General features: G+C 61.7%; 17 protein-coding genes and 3 tRNA genes. 19 read left to right on the forward strand and 1 reads right to left on the reverse strand.

The window, feature by feature from the left end; genetic code table 11:
* Nucleotides 1–69: 69 nt before the first annotated feature.
* Nucleotides 70–960 (reverse strand): LysR family transcriptional regulator, encoded by an 891-nt coding sequence (locus tag ACA067_RS09155; protein WP_497461469.1) that lies wholly within the window; start codon nucleotides 958–960, stop codon nucleotides 70–72.
* Nucleotides 961–1,108: 148 nt separating this feature from the next.
* On the opposite strand from ACA067_RS09155, the gene leuC reads away from it, so the two are divergent.
* The 19 genes from leuC to ACA067_RS09250 all read left to right on the forward strand — a co-directional run bounded on the left by leuC (nucleotide 1,109) and on the right by ACA067_RS09250 (nucleotide 20,788).
* The gene (leuC, locus tag ACA067_RS09160) at nucleotides 1,109–2,527 is read left to right on the forward strand and encodes a 3-isopropylmalate dehydratase large subunit (protein WP_064676826.1); all 1,419 of its coding nucleotides are present in this window, start codon (nucleotides 1,109–1,111) and stop codon (nucleotides 2,525–2,527) included.
* Nucleotides 2,528–2,538: 11 nt separating this feature from the next.
* Nucleotides 2,539–3,183, forward strand: coding sequence for a 3-isopropylmalate dehydratase small subunit (gene leuD / locus ACA067_RS09165; protein WP_497461470.1), 645 nt, complete (start codon nucleotides 2,539–2,541; stop codon nucleotides 3,181–3,183).
* A gap of 145 nt (nucleotides 3,184–3,328) precedes the next feature.
* Entirely contained in the window at nucleotides 3,329–4,096 is a 768-nt protein-coding gene (locus ACA067_RS09170; protein WP_497461471.1) for a class I SAM-dependent methyltransferase, read from the forward strand.
* A gap of 134 nt (nucleotides 4,097–4,230) precedes the next feature.
* Nucleotides 4,231–5,313, forward strand: coding sequence for a 3-isopropylmalate dehydrogenase (gene leuB, locus ACA067_RS09175; RefSeq protein WP_497461472.1), 1,083 nt, complete (start codon nucleotides 4,231–4,233; stop codon nucleotides 5,311–5,313).
* A gap of 68 nt (nucleotides 5,314–5,381) precedes the next feature.
* Complete coding sequence (gene asd, locus ACA067_RS09180) at nucleotides 5,382–6,494, forward strand: aspartate-semialdehyde dehydrogenase (protein WP_064676830.1); 1,113 nt, start codon at nucleotides 5,382–5,384, stop codon at nucleotides 6,492–6,494.
* A 271-nt stretch (nucleotides 6,495–6,765) separates the two neighbouring features.
* Nucleotides 6,766–7,776 (forward strand): aspartate-semialdehyde dehydrogenase, encoded by a 1,011-nt coding sequence (locus tag ACA067_RS09185; protein ID WP_497461473.1) that lies wholly within the window; start codon nucleotides 6,766–6,768, stop codon nucleotides 7,774–7,776.
* A 208-nt stretch (nucleotides 7,777–7,984) separates the two neighbouring features.
* Nucleotides 7,985–10,690: a motility hub landmark protein FimV gene (locus ACA067_RS09190; RefSeq protein ID WP_497461474.1), complete on the forward strand. Its 2,706-nt coding sequence runs from the start codon at nucleotides 7,985–7,987 to the stop codon at nucleotides 10,688–10,690.
* 439 nt (nucleotides 10,691–11,129) lie between these two features.
* Nucleotides 11,130–11,954: a tRNA pseudouridine(38-40) synthase TruA gene (gene truA, locus ACA067_RS09195; protein ID WP_497462753.1), complete on the forward strand. Its 825-nt coding sequence runs from the start codon at nucleotides 11,130–11,132 to the stop codon at nucleotides 11,952–11,954.
* A gap of 63 nt (nucleotides 11,955–12,017) precedes the next feature.
* A complete protein-coding gene (locus ACA067_RS09200) occupies nucleotides 12,018–12,641 on the forward strand; it encodes a phosphoribosylanthranilate isomerase (protein ID WP_497461475.1) in 624 nt (207 codons plus the stop codon).
* Between the two features lie 177 nt (nucleotides 12,642–12,818).
* Complete coding sequence (accD, locus tag ACA067_RS09205; RefSeq protein ID WP_497461476.1) at nucleotides 12,819–13,739, forward strand: acetyl-CoA carboxylase, carboxyltransferase subunit beta; 921 nt, start codon at nucleotides 12,819–12,821, stop codon at nucleotides 13,737–13,739.
* Nucleotides 13,736–15,043 carry a bifunctional tetrahydrofolate synthase/dihydrofolate synthase gene (folC, locus tag ACA067_RS09210; RefSeq protein ID WP_497461477.1) on the forward strand — a complete coding sequence of 436 codons (1,308 nt, stop codon included), beginning with the start codon at nucleotides 13,736–13,738 and terminating at the stop codon, nucleotides 15,041–15,043. The genes accD and folC overlap by 4 nt, the downstream gene beginning before the upstream one ends.
* Nucleotides 15,027–15,707, forward strand: a complete 681-nt coding sequence (locus tag ACA067_RS09215) for an SPOR domain-containing protein (RefSeq protein ID WP_497461478.1) — start codon at nucleotides 15,027–15,029, stop codon at nucleotides 15,705–15,707. The genes folC and ACA067_RS09215 overlap by 17 nt, the downstream gene beginning before the upstream one ends.
* Nucleotides 15,708–15,805: 98 nt before the next feature.
* Nucleotides 15,806–16,366, forward strand: a complete 561-nt coding sequence (locus ACA067_RS09220; RefSeq protein ID WP_064676838.1) for a CvpA family protein — start codon at nucleotides 15,806–15,808, stop codon at nucleotides 16,364–16,366.
* Nucleotides 16,367–16,407: 41 nt separating this feature from the next.
* Nucleotides 16,408–17,913 carry an amidophosphoribosyltransferase gene (purF, locus tag ACA067_RS09225; RefSeq protein WP_150743630.1) on the forward strand — a complete coding sequence of 502 codons (1,506 nt, stop codon included), beginning with the start codon at nucleotides 16,408–16,410 and terminating at the stop codon, nucleotides 17,911–17,913.
* Between the two features lie 225 nt (nucleotides 17,914–18,138).
* Complete coding sequence (locus ACA067_RS09230) at nucleotides 18,139–19,350, forward strand: O-succinylhomoserine sulfhydrylase (RefSeq protein WP_497461479.1); 1,212 nt, start codon at nucleotides 18,139–18,141, stop codon at nucleotides 19,348–19,350.
* Complete coding sequence (locus ACA067_RS09235; protein ID WP_497461480.1) at nucleotides 19,347–20,123, forward strand: SDR family oxidoreductase; 777 nt, start codon at nucleotides 19,347–19,349, stop codon at nucleotides 20,121–20,123. Before ACA067_RS09230 ends, ACA067_RS09235 begins: the two co-directional genes overlap by 4 nt.
* A 288-nt stretch (nucleotides 20,124–20,411) precedes the next feature.
* A tRNA-Val gene (locus ACA067_RS09240) sits at nucleotides 20,412–20,487 on the forward strand.
* Between the two features lie 54 nt (nucleotides 20,488–20,541).
* Nucleotides 20,542–20,618: transfer RNA gene (locus ACA067_RS09245), tRNA-Asp, on the forward strand.
* Between the two features lie 93 nt (nucleotides 20,619–20,711).
* Nucleotides 20,712–20,788 (forward strand) — tRNA-Asp (locus ACA067_RS09250).
* Nucleotides 20,789–21,028 lie beyond the last annotated feature (240 nt).

The following is a 21,028-nucleotide window of genomic DNA, read 5'->3' on the forward strand; positions in this document are numbered from 1 at the left end:
GCCTTGGGCTGAATTGGGCGTTAGGCACAGGTGTTCACGGCGCAATTGACTCTATAGACGTAGCACAGCTTAGCCCTGATTCCCTGGCCCATCGATTTGTGCATCCAGCAGGGCCATAAAGGCCCGTGCCGCATTCGAAAGCGTCCGTTCGGTGTGCAAGATATAGCCTAGCTGGCGAGTCAGTTGTATGCCCGGTAAAGGTATTCGTGCAACTTGCTCGTCGAGCATGGTGCGCGGCAACACACTCCAGGCCAGGCCGATCGAGACCATCATCTTGATCGTTTCCAGGTAATTGGTGCTCATGGCGATGTTCGGCGTCAGGCCCCGGGCTTCGAACAGGCGCTGGACGATGTGGTGGGTAAAGGTGTTGCCGCCGGGGAATACCGCCGGGTGCAGGGCAATGTCCGCCAGGCTGACCGGGCCGTTGCTGATCAGTGAATGCTCCGGGGCGACCACGAAATCCAGCGGGTCGTCCCATACGGGCATGGCCTTGACCAGGGCGTGGGGCTCCGGCGCCAGGGTGATGACCGCCAGCTCGGCGCGGCCATGAAGAATTTCTTCGTAGGCCACTTCCGAGTCGAGGAACTGAATATCCAGCGCCACCTGCGGGTAATGTCGGGTGAACTCCCTTAGTATCGGCGGCAGGCGGTGCAGGCCGATGTGGTGACTGGTGGCCAGGGTCAGGCGGCCGCTCACTTCGCCGGTCAGGTTGGTCAGGGCGCGGCGGGTGTCATCCAGCACGTTGAGGATTTGATAGGCCCGCGGCAGTAAGGCGCGGCCGGCCTCGGTCAGGCCGACTTCACGCCCCAGGCGATCGAACAGGCGCACCTTCAATTGCTGCTCCAGCCCGGCAATGCGTTTGCTGATGGCCGGTTGCGTGAGGTGCAGCCGCTCACCGGCGCCGGAGAAACTGCCGGTCTCGGCAATCGCTATGAAAGCATTGAGGTTGGCCAGATCCATTGTCGTATTCCAGTTGGTTATCCAAAGCATGAAAAATATGAATTTGAGTTATTTAATGTAACCCCCTAGGATCGACCTCACAAGCCAAAGGGTTATTGAAATCGCTCAAGACCCAGGGCATAGAAACAAATGATGAGGAAACCGTCTGATGGCCGGCAAAACGCTCTACGACAAGCTCTGGGATTCGCATTTGGTCAAGCAGCGCGACGATGGCTCTGCGCTGATCTACATCGATCGTCACATCATCCATGAAGTGACCTCGCCGCAAGCCTTCGAAGGCCTGCGCCTGGCCGGGCGCAAGCCTTGGCGCATCGATGCCAACATCGCAACCCCGGACCACAACGTACCGACTACTCCTGAGCGCAAGGGCGGTATCGAAGCCATTGCCGATGAAGTCTCGCGTTTGCAGGTTCAGACCCTCGACGATAACTGTGACGAGTACGGCATCGTCGAATTCAAGATGAATGACGTCCGCCAAGGCATCGTCCACGTCATCGGCCCGGAGCAAGGTGCCACCTTGCCGGGCATGACCGTGGTCTGCGGCGACTCCCATACCTCGACCCATGGTGCGTTTGGTGCCCTGGCTCACGGTATCGGCACTTCCGAGGTGGAGCATGTGCTCGCCACCCAGTGCCTGGTCGCCAAGAAAATGAAGAATATGCTGGTGTCGGTCGAAGGCAAACTGCCATTCGGCGTGACTGCCAAGGACATCGTTCTCGCCGTGATCGGCAAGATCGGCACCGCCGGCGGTAACGGCCACGCCATCGAGTTCGCCGGTAGCGCGATTCGCGACTTGTCCGTTGAAGGCCGCATGACCATCTGCAACATGTCCATCGAAGCCGGGGCGCGCGTCGGCCTGGTGGCAGCGGACGAAAAGACCGTGGAATACGTCAAGGGCCGTCCATTTGCCCCGAAAGGCGCGGAATGGGACTTGGCTGTCGAAGCCTGGAAAGACCTGGTGACTGACAAAGACGCGAAGTTCGACACCGTCGTCGAACTCGACGCGACCCAGATCAAACCGCAAGTCAGCTGGGGCACGTCGCCCGAGATGGTGTTGGCCGTTGACCAAAACGTGCCGGACCCGGCCAAGGAAATGGACCTGGTCAAGCGCGGCTCCATCGAACGCGCCTTGAAGTACATGGGGTTGACCGCCAACCAGGCGATCACCGACATCCAGCTGGACCGGGTGTTCATCGGTTCCTGCACCAACTCGCGGATCGAAGACCTGCGTGCGGCGGCAGTGATCGCCAAGGGCCGCAAAGTGGCGTCGACCATCAAGCAGGCCATCGTGGTGCCGGGCTCGGGCCTGGTGAAGGCTCAGGCCGAATCGGAAGGCCTGGACAAGATTTTCCTCGATGCCGGTTTCGAATGGCGTGAGCCGGGCTGCTCGATGTGCCTGGCGATGAACCCGGACCGTTTGGAAAGTGGCGAGCATTGCGCCTCGACCTCCAACCGTAACTTCGAAGGCCGTCAGGGTGCCGGTGGCCGTACCCACCTGGTGAGCCCGGCCATGGCCGCCGCCGCCGCTGTGAACGGTCGTTTTGTCGACGTCCGTGAATTGATCTGAAGGAGCGCAGCATGAAAGCTTTTACCCAGCACACCGGTCTTGTCGCGCCTCTGGATCGTGCCAACGTCGACACCGACCAGATCATTCCGAAGCAATTCTTGAAGTCGATCAAGCGCACGGGTTTCGGCCCGAACCTGTTCGATGAATGGCGCTACCTGGATGTGGGGCAGCCGTATCAGGACAACTCCAAGCGTCCGTTGAACAAGGACTTCGTGCTCAACGCCGAGCGTTATCAAGGCGCCAGCGTGTTGCTGGCCCGTGAAAACTTCGGTTGCGGCTCCAGCCGTGAGCATGCGCCGTGGGCGTTGGAAGAATACGGTTTCCGCAGCATCATCGCGCCGAGCTATGCCGACATTTTCTTCAATAACAGCTTCAAGAATGGGTTGCTGCCGATCATCTTGAGCGACGCTGAGGTCGATGAGCTGTTCCAGCAGGTTGAGGCGACTCCTGGTTACCAGTTGCAGGTTGATCTGGAAGCACAGACCGTGACCCGTCCGGATGGCAAGGTGTTGCGCTTTGAAATCGACGCGTTCCGTAAACATTGCCTGCTCAACGGCCTGGACGATATCGGCCTGACGTTGATGGACCACGAGGCGATTGCGATGTTTGAAGCCAAGCATCGTGCGAGCCAGCCGTGGTTGTTTCGTGACGCCTGATTTTCGGTAGGTAGTGCCGGCCTCATCGCGAGCAAGCTCGCTCCCACAGGTTTTTTGAACGCCTCAGATCCAATGTGGGAGCGAGCTTGCTCGCGATGGCGGCAGTAGAGACACCACAAGACTCACCCCAAAAAGGAAGTCCCCCATGACCAGCACCGTCCAGCACGCTCAGGTAGTCCAAAAGCAATTCGGTGAACAGGCCTCGGCCTATTTGAGCAGCGCCGTTCACGCTCAAGGCACCGAATTCGCCCTGCTACAGGCTGAACTGGCGGGGCAGGGCAATGCCCGGGTGCTGGACCTGGGTTGCGGCGCCGGTCACGTGAGTTTCCACGTGGCCTCGCTGGTCAAGGAAGTGGTGGCCTACGACCTGTCCCAGCAGATGCTGGATGTGGTCGCCGCCGCCGCTGTCGACCGTGGCCTGAGCAACGTGACCACGGTCAACGGCGCCGCCGAGCGCCTGCCGTTCGCCGATGGCGAGTTCGACTTCGTGTTCAGCCGTTATTCGGCGCACCATTGGAGCGATCTCGGCCTGGCCCTGCGGGAAGTCCGGCGGGTGCTGAAACCAGGCGGGGTGGCGGCGTTCATCGATGTGTTGTCACCCGGTAGCCCGTTGTTCGACACTTACCTGCAAAGCGTCGAAGTGCTGCGCGACACTAGCCATGTGCGCGATTATTCCGCTGGCGAATGGTTGCGTCAGGTCAGCGAAGCGGGATTGCATACCCGCAGCACCACGCGTCAACGGCTGCGTCTGGAGTACACCTCCTGGGTCGAGCGCATGCGCACGCCAGACGTGATGCGCGCAGCGATCCGCGAGTTGCAGCAGTCAATGGGCAATGAAGTACGTGAATATTTTGAGATTGAGGCCGATGGTTCGTTCAGTACCGATGTGCTGGTGCTGATGGCTGAGCGATAAATGCTGAACGATAGGCTCTGAACGATGAGCTCTAAACGATAAGCTCTGAACGATAAGCTCTAAACGATAGCCGCCGAGCGATAGACTTTTTCCGGGTGCGCCAAGGGCGCACCGACTGATGACATGAGGAAAGCATGAGCAAGCAGATTCTGATTCTCCCAGGCGACGGTATTGGTCCGGAAATCATGGCCGAAGCGGTCAAGGTGCTGGAGCTGGCCAACGACAAGTACAGCCTGGACTTCGAGCTGAGCCACGACGTGATCGGTGGCGCTGCCATCGACAAGCACGGCGTGCCGCTGGCCGACGAAACCCTGGATCGCGCCCGCGCGGCGGACGCTGTGCTGCTGGGCGCCGTGGGCGGCCCGAAATGGGACGCCATCGAGCGTGACATTCGCCCGGAGCGCGGCCTGCTGAAAATCCGTGCGCAACTGGGCCTGTTCGGCAACCTGCGCCCGGCGATCCTCTACCCGCAACTGGCTGAAGCCTCGAGCCTGAAAGCAGAAATCGTTTCCGGCCTGGACATCCTGATCGTTCGCGAGCTGACCGGCGGCATCTATTTCGGTGCGCCACGTGGCACCCGCACCCTGGAAAACGGCGAGCGTCAGTCCTACGACACCCTGCCGTACAGCGAAAGCGAAATCCGGCGTATCGCCCGTGTCGGTTTCGACATGGCCATGGTCCGTGGCAAGAAACTGTGCTCGGTGGACAAGGCCAACGTATTGGCTTCCAGCCAGTTGTGGCGTGAAATCGTCGAGGAAGTGGCCAAGGATTACCCTGAAGTCGAATTGAGCCACATGTACGTCGACAACGCCGCCATGCAACTGGTGCGTGCACCGAAGCAATTCGACGTGATCGTCACCGACAACATGTTCGGCGACATTCTGTCCGACCAGGCGTCGATGCTCACCGGCTCCATCGGCATGCTGCCGTCGGCCTCCCTGGACACCCACAACAAGGGCATGTACGAGCCGTGCCACGGTTCGGCGCCGGACATCGCAGGCCAGGGCATTGCCAACCCGTTGGCGACCATTTTGTCGGTGTCGATGATGCTGCGCTACAGCTTCAACCAGCAGGCTGCGGCCGATGCCATCGAAAAAGCCGTCAGCCTGGTGCTGGATCAGGGCTTGCGCACTGGTGACATCTGGTCGGCCGGTTGCACTAAAGTCGGTACGCAGGAAATGGGCGACGCAGTAGTCGCCGCGCTGCGGAATCTGTAATCTCTTGGGCCCGCTGCCACTTTCAACTTCGAAAGCAGCGGCCCACTTTTCAAGAAGGTGTAGTTGCGATGAAACGTGTAGGTCTGATCGGTTGGCGCGGTATGGTCGGTTCCGTGCTCATGCAGCGGATGCTGGAAGAGCAGGATTTCGATCTTATCGAGCCGGTGTTTTTCACCACTTCCAATGTCGGTGGCCAAGGCCCGTCCGTGGGCAAGGACATTGCTCCGCTCAAGGACGCTTACAGCATTGAAGAGCTGAAAACCCTCGACGTGATTCTGACGTGCCAGGGTGGCGACTACACCAGCGAAGTCTTCCCGAAACTGCGCGAAGCCGGCTGGCAGGGCTACTGGATCGACGCCGCTTCCAGCCTGCGCATGCAGGATGACGCGGTGATCGTGCTGGACCCGGTGAACCGCAAGGTCATCGACCAGCAGCTCGACGCGGGCACCAAGAACTACATCGGCGGCAACTGCACCGTCAGCCTGATGCTGATGGGCCTGGGCGGTCTGTTTGAAGCCGGTCTGGTCGAGTGGATGAGCGCCATGACGTATCAGGCGGCCTCCGGTGCCGGCGCGCAGAACATGCGTGAACTGATCAAGCAGATGGGCGCGACCCACGCCGCTGTCGCCGATCAACTGGCCGACCCGGCCAGCGCCATCCTCGACATCGACCGCCGTGTTGCCGAAGCCATGCGCAGCGACGCGTACCCGACCGAAAACTTCGGCGTACCGCTGGCCGGCAGCCTGATCCCGTGGATCGACAAGGAACTGCCGAACGGCCAGAGCCGCGAAGAATGGAAGGCCCAGGCCGAGACCAACAAGATCCTCGGTCGCTTCAAGAGCCCGATCCCGGTGGATGGCATCTGCGTGCGCATCGGCGCCATGCGCTGCCACAGCCAGGCGCTGACCATCAAGCTGAACAAAGACGTGCCGATCGCCGACATCGAAGGGCTGATCAGCCAGCACAACCCTTGGGTCAAGCTGGTACCGAACAGCCGCGAAGCCAGCATTCAGGAACTGAGCCCGACGAAAGTCACCGGCACCCTGAACGTACCGGTGGGTCGTCTGCGCAAGCTGAACATGGGCACGCAGTACGTTGGCGCGTTCACCGTTGGCGACCAGCTGCTGTGGGGCGCGGCCGAACCGCTGCGTCGCATGCTGCGGATTCTGCTCGAGCGTTGATCGATTGAAGCAATGAAAGAACCCGTGCCTTGAAAGAGGTGCGGGTTTTTTTATGCCCGGCCGACAGATGTTGATGCGTTGACTGACAGTCCGCTATCGCGAGCAAGCTCGCTCCCACAGGGTTCAGCGCGATCCTTGTGGGAGCGAGCTTGGTCTGGGCGGCAATCCGACGATGAGGCCGGCACGAACACCACAAATCCCCAGCCCAATTGCCTGCACACCCACCACCCGGTAAAGTGCCGCTCCCCCCCGTTTCGCCAGAGGTAAAACCATGAGCCAGTCCTTTGATATTGCCGTGATCGGCGCCACCGGTACTGTCGGCGAAACACTCGTACAGATTCTCGAAGAGCGCGACTTCCCGGTCGGCAACCTGCACCTGCTGGCCAGCAGTGAATCGGCCGGGCATTCGGTGCCGTATCGCGGCAAGAACGTGCGGGTTCGGGAAGTCGATGAGTTCGACTTCAGCAAGGTCCAGCTGGTGTTCTTCGCCGCCGGCCCGGCGGTCACCCTGAGTTTCGCCTCGCGCGCCAGCGCCGCCGGTTGTTCGCTGATCGACCTGTCCGGCGCCTTGCCGGCCGATCAGGCGCCGCAAGTAGTGCCGGAAGCCAATGCCCAGGTGCTCGCCGGTCTGCAAAAGCCATTCCAGGTCAGCAGCCCAAGCCCGTCGGCCACCACGCTGGCCGTGGTGCTGGCGCCGTTGCTCGGTTTGCTCGACCTGCAACGCATTCACCTGACCGCTGCTTTGGCGGTCTCTGCCCAGGGGCGCGAAGCCGTGACCGAGCTGGCCCGGCAAACCGCCGAACTGCTCAATGTGCGCCCGCTGGAACCGACGTTCTTTGATCGGCAGATGGCCTTCAACCTGCTGGCGCAAGTCGGCAAGCCGGATGAGCAAGGTCATACGCTGCTGGAAAAACGCCTGGTGCGCGAATTGCGCCAGATCATGGCCCTGCCTGCATTGAAGATTTCCGTCACCTGCATTCAAGCCCCGGTGTTTTTTGGCGATAGCTTCAGCGTGACCTTGCAGTCGGCGAGTGATATCGACCTGGCGAAAGTCAACGCCGCCCTGGAAGACGCCCCGGGTATCGAACTGGTGGAAGCCGGCGATTATCCGACGCCGGTCGGCGATGCGGTCGGGCAGGACGTGGTCTACGTTGGTCGGGTTCGCCATGGAATCGACGACCTGTCGGAACTAAATGTGTGGCTGACGTCAGATAACGTGCGCAAAGGCGCGGCGCTCAACGCTGTGCAGGTGGCTGAATTATTGATAAAACACCTTGTGTAAAAGATACTTGGCAACAATTTTTCCAAGGGTTCCAGCCAACGCTATGCTTGGTCCGGACTGCTGAAGGCGAGCCACCCTCCGGGGCTTTCCACGGCATGAATGAAACGATCGCGCGCGACGACTCTTCGTCGCCGCGCGCAATGCCTTGCGGCAGCGACTATCAACACCTTCTCGCTGGCCGAGGAATGTTCAAACAAAGGATGAGGCTATGGTTCAAGTTCGCAAACTGGTGTTAGCAATAGCGGCCGCATCGGCGCTGTCCTCCGGTATGGCGCATGCGCTCGGGCTTGGGGAGCTGACCCTGAAATCGACGCTGGACCAGCCGCTGGTGGCGGAAATCGAATTGCTCGACGTCAAGGAGCTCACCGCTGCCGACGTGGTGCCGAGCCTGGCTTCGCCGGAAGATTTCGCCAAGGCCGGTGTCGACCGCCAGGCGTTTCTCAACGACCTGAGCTTTACCCCCGTGCTCAACCCCAGCGGTAAAAGCGTCTTGCGTGTGACGTCCAGCAAGCCCCTGTCCGAACCGATGGTGAAATTCCTGGTTCAGGTCATGTGGCCCAACGGTCGTCTGCTGCGCGATTACAGTGTGCTGCTCGATCCTTCCAAGTTCTCGCCGCAGACCGCTGATGCGGCTGCGCAGTCGGCACCGACGCAAACCGTCACCGCCCCCGTGACCGGTGCCACCCAACCGACCGAATACACCACCACGCCACGGGATACCCTGTGGGAAATCGCGGCGAAAGCGCGCAATGGCGGCTCGGTCCAGCAAACCATGCTGGCCATCCAGGCGCTGAACCCGGATGCCTTTATCGACGGCAACATCAATCGACTGAAAACCGGTCAGGTATTGCGTCTGCCGGATCAGGCGCAGAGCACCAACCTGCCGCAGCACAAAGCCATTGCCGAAGTGGGCGCGCAGAACACGGCGTGGCGTCAGGGACGGCGCTATGTGCCGAAGACCGGGGCAGGGCAGCAGCAACTCGATGCCACCAACCGTCCGCGTGGTGAAGGCACGGCTGGGCAAGCTGCCAGGGACAATTTGAGCCTGGTGTCTGCCGAGTCCGGGAAGGCCGGTGGCAAAGGTGCCGCAGGCGACGCGAAGGCCTTGAACAACAAGCTGGCCGTGACTCAGGAAAGCCTCGACACGACCCGTCGTGACAACGAGGAACTGAAAAGCCGCATGACCGATCTGCAAAGTCAGCTGGACAAGCTGCAGCGCCTGATCGAACTGAAGAACAATCAACTGGCCAAATTGCAGGCCGAAGGCGCCGCGGGCGCTCCGGCTGATGCGCCAGCGACTGCGGCGATCTCCGCCGAACTGGCGGCCAATCCTGCGGCAGCGCCTGCGCAAGCGGATGCGGCCACGCCTGCGCCTGCGTCCGAGGCAACGCCGGCCGCAACCGAGACAACCCCGGCACCGGCCGAAACGCCAGTGGAGCCGACGCCGGTAGCGTCCGATGAGCAGAAATTCAACGAGCTGCTGACCAATCCGGCACTGCTGGGGCTGGTGGGTGGCGGGGCCGTGGTACTGCTGCTGTTGCTGCTGTTGCTGGCTCGTCGCCGCAAAGCGCAGCAGGAAGCCGAGAAACACGTGCGCATGGCCCGGGAACTGGCCGAAGAGCAGCAAAACCCTGCCGAACAGGATCAGTTGGAAGACAGCTTCGAAGGCCTGGAAGTGTCGCCGCCGAGCGTGAAGCTCGATACCGCGCCAGCGCCGGCTCCGGTGCCAGCTCCAGCGCCGGCACCCGCTCCGGTGATTGCTCCGGTAGTGGTCACGCCGCCGATTGCCGCGCCACTGGTATCCCCGGCTGTCGATCGCCACGATGACGATGTACTGCGCAAGGCGCATACGCATTTTGCCGCCGGTCGCCTGAATCAGGCTGCCGCACTGCTCGAAGACAGCATCAAGTACGAACCGCAACGCAGTGACCTGCGCCTGAAGCTGATGGAAGTCTATGGCCAGCAGGGCAACCGTGTCGCGTTTGTCGCCCAGGAACGCCAACTGGTGGCCAACGGCGAGAACTTTACCCGGGTGGAACAGCTGAAAAGCCGCTTCCCGGCCATGGCCCTCGCAGCCGCCGGCGGTATCGCCGCTGCTTCCATGGCTGCCGAGCTGGACGCGCAATACGTCAGGGAGTTGCTGCTGGACGAACCGCAGGCGCCAGCGGTGCCCGATGACTTCGACAGTGCCTTCGATCTGAGTCTGGACGAACCACAGGCGCCAGCGGTGCCTGATGACTTCGTCACGGCCTTCGATCTGAGTCTGGATGAACCACAAAGTCCTGCAACGGCACCGGTTGCACCGGCACCGGACACTGTGGCCGAACTGGATGATTTTCCGCTGGAAGACGACTTGAGCTTCGAGTCGGTGTTGCAACAGCAGACTGAAGTCAGGGAAAACCTCGACGACCTGTCGGACTTCGATCTGGACATGGACCTCGGCGGCGATGCAACGCCTGCGATCCTGGCCGAAGACGATTTCCTGTTGAGCCTGGATGACGAGGTCAAGACTCCCTCTGTTGCTCCAGCGCCGGCCGGTCCGGAAATGGCCCCGGACGATCTCGAGTTGCCGGACGACTTCGACCTGTCGCTGGCCGATGAAATGGACACTCCTGCCGCGCCGGAAGGCTTTGCGGGCGAGCTGGACGATGTCAATGCCGAGCTGGATCGCCTGTCGCAGAGCCTTGGCGAGCCGACCTTCACCGCGGAAGATGCCTTGGCCTCAGCGGATGACGAGCCGGAATTCGACTTCCTTTCGGGCACCGACGAAGTCGCCACCAAGCTCGATCTGGCCCAGGCCTACATCGACATGGGCGATGCCGATGGTGCACGGGATATCCTCAATGAGGTGGTGAGCGAGGGTGACGCAGGCCAGAAGGATGAAGCCAAGGAACTGCTTTCGCGCCTGGCTTGATTGATCGGTAAGGCTTGAACAGAACGGCAGCCCATTGGGGCTGCCGTTTTTGTTTATGGAAAGTGATGCGATGGCGTCTGTCAGGCCGCCTTCGTCGGAACGCCGCCCGGAGCAAGCTCGCTCCCACATTGGATCGGGGTTGCCTGCATCATTTATGTTCGACACAAATCCCCTGTGGGAGCGGGCTTGCCCGCGAAGGGGCCATCCCATTCAACACCCTATCAACTGTTGCACTCCCACAGGGATCGAAGTCAGACACAGATGATTTGGACAGCCCCGATCCACTGTGGGAGCGAGCTTGCTCGCGATGGGGCCGTCCCATTCAACACACTATCAACTGTTGCACTGGCGTCCCGGAGCCGCGGCCTTATAATGCCCGCCTTTGCGTACATCAGCAGGCTGTCACTCCTTGGCAAATATAGATAACCCGGCCGCCGAAATGGCGGCCGACGGCTTTTTCCGGATCGCGTTGGGCGTTGAATACAAGGGCTCGCGTTATCGCGGCTGGCAGCGCCAGGCCTCTGGCGTGCTCACCGTGCAGGAAACCCTCGAAAAGGCCCTGTCCAAAGTCGCCGATTCACCGGTGTCGCTGCTCTGCGCCGGACGCACCGATGCCGGTGTGCATGCGTGCGGGCAAGTGGTGCACTTCGACACGCCAGTCGAGCGCTCGATGAAAGCCTGGGTCATGGGCGCCAACATCAACTTGCCCCACGACGTCAGCGTCAGCTGGGCCAAGGTCATGCCGGCGCATTTTCATGCGCGCTTCAAGGCCATCGCCCGGCGCTATCGCTACGTGATCTACAACGATCAGATCCGGCCGGCGCACCTGAACGATGAAATCACTTGGAACCACCGCCCGCTCGACGTCGAGCGCATGGCCGAGGCGGCGCAGTACCTGGTCGGCACCCACGACTTCAGCGCTTTCCGCGCCGGTCAGTGCCAGGCCAAGTCGCCGATCAAGGAACTGCATCACCTGCGCGTCACCCGTCACGGCAAGATGATCGTGCTGGACATCCGCGCCAGTGCCTTCCTGCACCATATGGTGCGCAACATCGCCGGGGTCCTGATGACCATCGGTGCCGGCGAGCGCCCGGTAGCGTGGATGAAAGAAGTCCTGGAAAGTCGCATTCGCCGCTCCGGCGGGGTGACGGCGCACCCGTTCGGCTTGTACCTGGTGCAGGTCGAGTATCGCGACGAGTTCCAATTGCCCGAGCGTTACATCGGGCCGCACTTCTTGACCGGCTTCTCGGAACTTGACGGCTGACGCCTTCGAACGCTTTTGTTACCATCCGGGACTTTCTCGGATTTACCGTGGGGTTGTCTCGACATGTCGTCCGTTCGCAGCAAGATTTGCGGCATTACCCGCGCGGAAGATGCGTTGGCCGCGGTCGAGGCCGGGGCCGATGCCCTCGGCTTTGTGTTCTACGCCAACAGCCCGCGGGCCGTGACGTTTGAGCAGGCGCGCGCGATCATCAAGGCACTGCCGCCGTTCGTGACCACCGTGGGCCTGTTCGTCAACGCCAGCCGCTGCGAGTTGGGGGAAATCCTCGACGCCGTGCCGCTGGATCTGTTGCAGTTCCATGGCGACGAAACCGCGGCCGACTGCGAAGGCTGGCACCGCCCGTATATAAAGGCACTGCGGGTCAAGGCCGGGGATGACATCGCGACTGCCTGCGATGCGTTTCCAAGTGCCAGCGGTATCCTGCTGGATGCCTACGTCGAAGGCGTACCCGGCGGAACCGGGGAAGCGTTCGACTGGTCTCTGATACCGCAAGGCTTGAGCAAACCGATTATCCTGGCGGGCGGCTTGACGCCGGACAACGTCGCCGAGGCCATTGCCCGGGTTCGGCCGTATGCCGTGGATGTCAGTGGCGGGGTAGAGGCGAGCAAGGGAATCAAGGATCACGCAAAGATCCGGGCGTTCATCAAGGCGGTACATACGACGATGTGACGGCTGGCACACTGCCGCCGTCCACAGGCATGGCTGAGGGTTTTTGGGTCGTACGCTGGTCACATCTCTCTGACCCGGCAATCCATCGATCATCGCCGCACACATGAATTTAGCTCAAGGGCATACGCGGGGCTGCGAACCAGAGCGTTCGGGCCGCCGGTACTGGAGAAAGAAAGCATGAGCAACTGGTTAGTAGACAAACTGATCCCTTCGATCATGCGTTCCGAGGTCAAGAAGAGCTCGGTGCCTGAAGGTCTGTGGCACAAATGCCCGTCTTGCGAGGCTGTGCTGTATCGTCCGGAGCTGGAAAAGACCCTGGACGTTTGCCCCAAGTGCAACCACCACATGCGTATCAGCGCCCGCGCGCGCATCGACATCTTCCTCGACGTTGAAGGCCGTGCCGAACTGGGTGCGGACCTGGAGCCGGTCGACCGTCTGAAATTCCGCGACGGCAAGAAGTACAAGGATCGCCTGACCGCTGCCCAGAAGCAGACCGGCGAAAAAGATGCATTGATCTCCATGAGCGGCTCCCTGCTGGGCATGCCCGTGGTGGTGTCGGCCTTCGAATTCTCCTTCATGGGTGGTTCGATGGGCGCCATCGTCGGTGAGCGCTTCGTTCGCGCCGCCGACTACGCACTGGAAAACCGTTGCCCGATGATCTGTTTCGCCGCCTCCGGTGGTGCGCGGATGCAGGAAGCCCTGATCTCGCTGATGCAAATGGCCAAGACCTCCGCGGTACTGGCGCGTCTGCGCGAAGAAGGCATTCCGTTCATCTCCGTACTGACCGACCCGGTCTACGGCGGCGTTTCCGCCAGCCTGGCGATGCTTGGCGACGTGATCGTCGGTGAGCCGAAAGCCCTGATCGGCTTTGCCGGCCCGCGCGTGATCGAGCAGACCGTGCGTGAAAAACTGCCGGAAGGCTTCCAGCGCAGCGAGTTCCTGCTGGAGCACGGCGCGATCGACATGATCATTCACCGTCAGGAGCTGCGTCCGCGCCTGGGCAACCTGCTGGCACAAATGATGGGCCTGCCGACGCCTAAATTCGTCGCCGCCCCCATCGAACCGATCGTGGTTCCACCGGTGCCTGCCAACATATGACCCAACGTACCCTTGGCGAGTGGCTCGCCTACCTCGAGCAGTTGCACCCTTCGGCCATCGACATGGGGCTTGCGCGCTCGCAACAGGTAGCGTCCCGCATGGGGCTGGGCAAGCCGGCGCCTCGGGTGATCACGGTCACCGGCACCAACGGCAAGGGTTCCACCTGTGCGTTCGTGGCGTCGTTGCTGCGGGCGCAAGGCCTGAAAGTGGGGGTCTACAATTCTCCGCACCTGCTGCGTTACAACGAGCGGGTGCAGGTCAATGGCGTCGAAGCCACTGACGCCGAGCTGTGTGAAGCCTTTGTCGCAGTCGAGGCGGGCCGCGGCGACACCACCCTGACTTACTTCGAAATGGGTACCCTGGCGGCATTCTGGCTGTTTCAACAGGCCGGGCTCGATGCGGTGGTGCTGGAAGTCGGGCTGGGCGGGCGCCTGGACACGGTCAACGTGGTGGATGCCGATATGGCGCTGGTCACCAGCATCGGCGTCGATCATGCGGACTATCTTGGGGACACTCGTGAGTCCGTGGCCTTCGAAAAAGCCGGCATCTTCCGCCAGGGCGCGCCTGCGCTCTGTGGCGATCTGAATCCTCCGCAAACCCTGCTGGACAAGGCGCGCGAGCTCAATTGCCGGTTTTTCCTGCGTGGCCGCGATTTTGACCTGGGTGTGACCGATCACGCCTGGCAATGGCGCGGTCTTGACGCGCAAGGGCGGGTGGTCGAGCTGCGTGATCTGCCGTTGCTTGATCTGCCGATGGAAAACGCCGCGCTGGCGTTGCAAGCCTATCTGCTGCTCGACCTGCCCTGGGTGGATGCGCAGATCAGGGCTGCCCTGCAAGCAACGCGGGTGGTCGGGCGTCTCGATCGCCGCCAGTTCGATTGGCAGGGCAAGCGCCTGAACCTGCTGCTGGACGTGGGGCACAACCCCCATGCGGCCGAGTATCTGGCCCGCCGTCTGGCCAGTCGACCACCGGCCGGCAAGCGTCTGGCCGTGTTCGGCTTACTGGCGGACAAGGATCTGGATGGTGTTGTCGGCGAATTGAATGCTAGTGTCGAGCATTGGGCCGTTGCGCCGCTGGATTCGCCGCGGGCACGACCGGTCGGCGATTTGCACCTGGCGCTACAGAACCTAGGCGCGTCGGTAACGTCCTATGACAGTGTGGCCGCCGCCCTGGAAGGGCAGTGTGCACGGGCGACGAGCGACGACGAGATTCTGTTGTTCGGATCATTTTATTGTGTCGCCGAGGCCCTGGAATGGCTGGCCCGGCGCTCCACGGAGGACGCGGCAAATGGCATTGCTGGATAAGGCATACAAACAGCGCATGGTGGGTGCCCTGGTCCTGGTGGCGCTGGCGGTGATTTTCCTGCCGATGCTGTTTTCCCGCCAGGATGAACAACGTCAGGTGACGGTCGAAGCGCCGGCCGCCCCGCAGGCGCCTGCTGTGCCGCAAGTGCAGGTCGAGCCGGTGGTGGTGCCCGAGCCGCAAGCCTTGCCGCAGGAGCCGGTGCCGAGCGACGACGAAATCGCTCAGCAGGAACAGCCGTCGACGCCGATTGCACCGACTGCGCCCGTGGCGCCGGCACCGGCCGCCAAACCGGTGACACCGCCTGCGGCTCCAGCGCCTGTGCCGATGAACAAGCCGACCACGGCGCCGTCCCAGCCGATCACGGCCGGGCCGGGTGCGCCGGGCAAGCCGGATACCACCCAGAGCCGGGTCGATGCCAACGGCCTGTCGGTCAGCTGGTCGGTGCAAGTGGCCAGCCTGGCGAACCGGGCCAGCGCGGAAAGCCTGCAGAAATCCTTGCGCAGCCAGGGCTACAACGCCTATATCCGCACGGCCGACGGCAAGAATCGGGTGTTCGTCGGCCCGCTGATCGAGCGCGCGGAGGCCGATCGCCTGCGTGACTTGTTGAGTCGCCAGAAGAACCTGAAGGGCTTTGTGGTGCGTTTCCAGCCGGAACGTGGTTAAAACTATCGCGCCGATTTGAAATGCACGGACAATCGCAGCTTACCGATAAGCATGGGCTCTGCTAAAATGCGCCGCCTTATCCGTCTGTAGGCTGCACTGTGCCATTTACCTGGGTTGATTGGGCGATCGTTGCAATCGTCGCCATCTCCGCATTGATCAGTCTGAGCCGCGGCTTCGTCAAAGAAGCATTATCGCTGGTGACCTGGATCATCGCAGGAGTCGTCGCCTGGCTGTTCGGTGGTGCGTTGTCCGAATACCTCGTCGGGTACATCGAAACGCCATCGGCTCGTGTGATCACGGGCTGTGCCATCATGTTTGTCGCCACGCTGATCGTAGGCGCAATGATCAATTATCTTATCGGCGAGTTGGTTCGCGTCACCGGGCTCTCCGGGACCGATCGATTCCTCGGCATGGCCTTCGGCGCCGCGCGTGGCGTGTTGCTGGTGGTCGTGGCAGTCGGGCTGTTGAGCCTGGGGCCGGTACAGCAGGACGAGTGGTGGAAACAATCGCAACTCGTGCCAAAATTTTTATTGGTCGCAGACTGGTCCAAAAACCTGATTCTCGGGTGGAGCAGTCAGTGGCTTGCCAGCGGTATCAGCGTACCCGCTGAGATACCGTTCAAGGAGCACCTCTTGCCGACGGCCAAAACGCCTCAGTGAGTTGTGTTCAGTTCAGATCCATTAAGTAGGGGTTGCGTCGCATGTGTGGCATCGTCGGTATCGTCGGTAAGTCGAACGTCAATCAGGCGCTGTATGACGCGCTAACCGTCCTCCAGCACCGCGGCCAGGACGCTGCCGGTATCGTGACCAGCCATGATGGCCGGTTATTCCTGCGCAAGGACAATGGCCTGGTACGTGACGTGTTCCATCAGCGTCACATGCAGCGCCTGGTCGGCCACATGGGCATTGGCCATGTGCGTTACCCGACCGCGGGCAGCTCGACTTCGGCCGAAGCCCAACCGTTTTACGTCAACTCGCCTTACGGCATCACCCTGGCGCACAACGGTAACCTGACCAACGTTGAACAGCTGGCCAAGGAGATTTACGAATCTGACCTGCGCCACGTCAACACCAACTCCGATTCGGAAGTGCTGCTCAACGTGTTCGCGCACGAGCTGGCCCAGCGCGGCAAGCTGCAGCCAACCGAAGAAGACGTCTTTGCTGCCGTCACCGACGTGCACAACCGTTGCGTCGGCGGTTATGCCGTGGTGGCGATGGTGACCGGTTACGGCATCGTCGGTTTCCGCGACCCGCACGGCATCCGCCCGATCGTCTTCGGCCAGCGTCACACCGACGAAGGCGTCGAGTACATGATTGCCTCCGAAAGCGTGTCCCTGGACGTGCTCGGTTTCACCCTGATTCGCGACCTGGCACCGGGCGAAGCGGTCTACATCACTGAAGACGGCAAGCTGCACACCCGTCAGTGTGCGACCAACCCGTCCCTGACCCCGTGCATCTTCGAACACGTCTACCTGGCGCGTCCGGACTCGATCATCGACGGTGTCTCGGTGTACAAGGCCCGCCTGCGCATGGGCGAGAAACTCGCCGACAAGATCCTGCGCGAGCGTCCGGATCACGACATCGACGTGGTCATCCCGATCCCGGACACCAGCCGCACCGCGGCCCTGGAGCTGGCGAACCACCTGGGCGTGAAGTTCCGCGAAGGCTTTGTGAAGAACCGCTACATCGGCCGGACCTTCATCATGCCGGGCCAGGCGGCACGGAAAAAATCCGTACGCCAGAAGCTCAACGCCATCGAACTGGAGTTTCGCGGCAAGAACGTGATGCTGGTGGACGACTCGATCGTGCGCGGCACCACCTGCAAGCAGATCATCCAGATGGCTCGCGAAGCCGGCGCCAAGAACGTCTATTTCTGCTCCGCGGCACCGGCCGTTCGCTACCCGAACGTCTACGGCATCGACATGCCGAGCGCCCACGAACTGATCGCTCACAACCGTTCGACCCAGGACGTGGCCGACCTGATCGGCGCCGACTGGTTGATCTATCAGGACCTGCCTGACTTGATCGAAGCGGTCGGCGGCGGCAAGATCAAGATCGAGAAGTTCGATTGCGCGGTGTTCGACGGCCAGTACGTGACCGGCGACGTCGACGAGGCTTACCTGAACAAGATCGAGCAGGCACGCAACGATGCCTCCAAGGTCAAGACCCAGGCAGTCAGCGCGATCATTGATCTGTACAACAACTGAGTAACAACCGGCCTGTTGTAGGAACTGGCTTGTGTGGGGGGCGGGCTTGTGTAGGCGCTGGCTTGCCAGCGAAGGGGCCGTCACATTCAACATCATAGTTGCCTGTGACACCGCCTTCGCTGCGGTGCGGCGATCCGACAAGCCAACTCCTACAGGGGTCCCCCTCCAGGCCGGTTTTGTATCTATTACGCTTTTTATTTCGAGACCAGGGCAAGGAGTGACAGCATGAGTCAGGATTGGGATGCCGGTCGGCTGGACAGCGACCTCGAAGGCGTAGCGTTCGATACCCTGGCCGTCCGCGCCGGTCAGCACCGCACGCCGGAAGCCGAACACGGTGATCCGATGTTCTTCACTTCCAGCTACGTATTCCGTACCGCTGCCGACGCGGCGGCACGCTTTGCCGGGGAAGTGCCGGGCAACGTTTATTCGCGCTACACCAACCCGACCGTGCGCGCGTTCGAAGAGCGCATCGCCGCGCTGGAAAGCGCCGAGCAAGCGGTGGCCACGGCAACCGGCATGGCCGCAATCATGGCCGTGGTGATGAGCCTGTGCAGCGCCGGTGATCACGTGCTGGTATCGCGCAGCGTATTCGGCTCGACCATCAGCCTGTTCGAGAAGTACTTCAAGCGCTTCGGCATCGAAGTCGACTACGTGCCCCTGGCGGACTTGTCCGGTTGGGATGCGGCGATCAAGGCCAATACCAAATTACTGTTCGTCGAATCGCCATCCAACCCGCTGGCCGAGTTGGTGGACATTGCCGAACTGTCGAAAATCGCTCACGCCAAAGGCGCGATGCTGGTGGTCGACAATTGCTTCTGCACCCCGGCGTTGCAGCAGCCGCTGAAGCTGGGCGCGGACATCGTCGTGCACTCGGCGACCAAGTTCATCGACGGCCAGGGCCGTTGCATGGGCGGCGTGGTAGCCGGTCGCAGCGAGCAGATGAAAGAAATCGTCGGTTTCCTGCGCACGGCTGGGCCGACCCTGAGCCCGTTCAACGCCTGGATCTTCCTCAAGGGCCTGGAAACCCTGGGCCTGCGGATGAAGGCCCATTGTGCCAATGCCCAGCTACTGGCCGAGTGGCTGGAACAGCAGGACGGCATCGAGAAAGTCCATTACGCCGGCCTCGAGAGCCATCCGCAGCACGAGCTGGCCTTGCGTCAGCAGAAAGGCTTTGGCGCGGTGGTGAGCTTCGAGGTCAAGGGCGGCAAAGAGGGCGCCTGGCGCTTTATCGATGCGACGCGCCTGATTTCCATCACCGCCAACCTCGGCGACACCAAGACCACCATCACTCACCCGAGCACCACCTCCCACGGCCGTCTGGCGCCGCAGGAGCGTGAAGCCGCGGGTATCCGCGACAGCCTGATCCGCATCGCGGTCGGCCTGGAAGACGTGGCAGACCTGCAAGCCGATCTGGCGCGCGGTCTGGCTGCGCTGTGATCCAACTGTCGACGCCGGGCACGGGCACCAACGGCCGCGTCGCCCTGGTCACCGGGGCTGCGCGCGGCATCGGCCTGGGCATTGCGGCGTGGCTGATCAGCGAAGGCTGGCAGGTGGTGCTGACCGACCTGGACCGGGTGCGCGGTTCGAAAGTGGCGAAGGTGCTGGGCGACAACGCCTGGTTCATCGCCATGGACGTCTCCAACGAAGGGCAGGTGGCGCTGGGCGTCGCCGAGGTGCTGGGGCAGTTCGGGCGACTGGACGCACTGGTGTGCAACGCGGCGGTGACCGATCCGCATAACATCACCCTCGAAAGCCTCGACCTGGCGTACTGGAATCGGGTGCTGGCGGTGAACCTCAGCGGGCCGATGCTGTTGGCCAAGCACTGTGCGCCGTACCTGCGCGCCCACAGCGGTGCGATTGTCAACCTGGCCTCGACCCGCGCCGGGCAGTCAGAACCCGACACCGAGGCCTACGCGGCGAGCAAGGGCGGCCTGTTGGCCCTGACGCACGCGCTGGCGATCAGCCTCGGGCCGGAAATCCGCGTCAACGCGGTCAGCCCGGGCTGGATCGATGCGCGGGACCCGTCGGTGCGACGTGCCGAGCCGCTGACCGAGGCCGACCATGCCCAGCATCCGGCGGGCAGGGTAGGGACGGTCGAGGACGTGGCGGCGATGGTGGCGTGGCTGCTGTCGAAGAATGCCGGGTTTGTCACGGGGCAGGAGTTCGTGGTGGATGGTGGGATGACCAAGAAGATGATTTATAGCGAGTAGTGCAGGCTGCCGGCATTGGGTTGACTGTGCCACCGCCATCGCGAGCAAGCTCGCTCCCACAGGGTTCTCCTGTGTGTGAAAAAAAGTGTGCACACCGGAGATCCCTGTGGGAGCGGCGGTGCGACGATTCGACTTGCCCGCGAAGGCGGTATTGCTGCAAAAGGTTGATTGTGGGTGATGCCGTTGCCTTGCGGTTTGACACGATTTTGTCTTTTTCAGAAAAACTTCAAGCAGGCTATTGACTTAGCTTCGTTAGGTGCGTAAATTTCGCGGCCTCAGAGAAGCAAAGGGTGATTAGCTCAGCTGGGAGAGCGTCTGCCTTACAAGCAGAATGTCGGCGGTTCGATCCCGTCATCACCCACCACTTCTTGAGAGTCTTGCGCAAGCAAGAAGGAAGCTGAAAAGCCTCCACCGACGCGCAGCGGTAGTTCAGTCGGTTAGAATACCGGCCTGTCACGCCGGGGGTCGCGGGTTCGAGTCCCGTCCGCTGCGCCATATTTGCGAGTCAGGTGTTACCTGGCCCGAGATTGAAAAGCCTCGAAGCTTTCCAGTCACACGAGTTACCTGGACGCAAGTCCACAGCGATACGCAGCGGTAGTTCAGTCGGTTAGAATACCGGCCTGTCACGCCGGGGGTCGCGGGTTCGAGTCCCGTCCGCTGCGCCATATCTGCCTCAAGGCCCGCTGAACGCCTTGGTGCTACGAAGAAGATTGCCGGGAAGCCAGCGTCTGATTCGAGTCGATAGCAAAGACCCTGGTCGAAAGACCGGGGTTTTTTGTGTCTGCGATTTGGCTTTTCCTCCTTTTCCCTCGCCGCGTCACCTCTTCGCCCCCGCCATTGCGCTGCGGATGCAATGAATCCTGCCTTTTTTAACGCATGCCCTCAACAGCGCTCAGCCCTGATTA

It is taken from the genome of Pseudomonas sp. LBUM1674 (genome assembly GCF_059695635.1).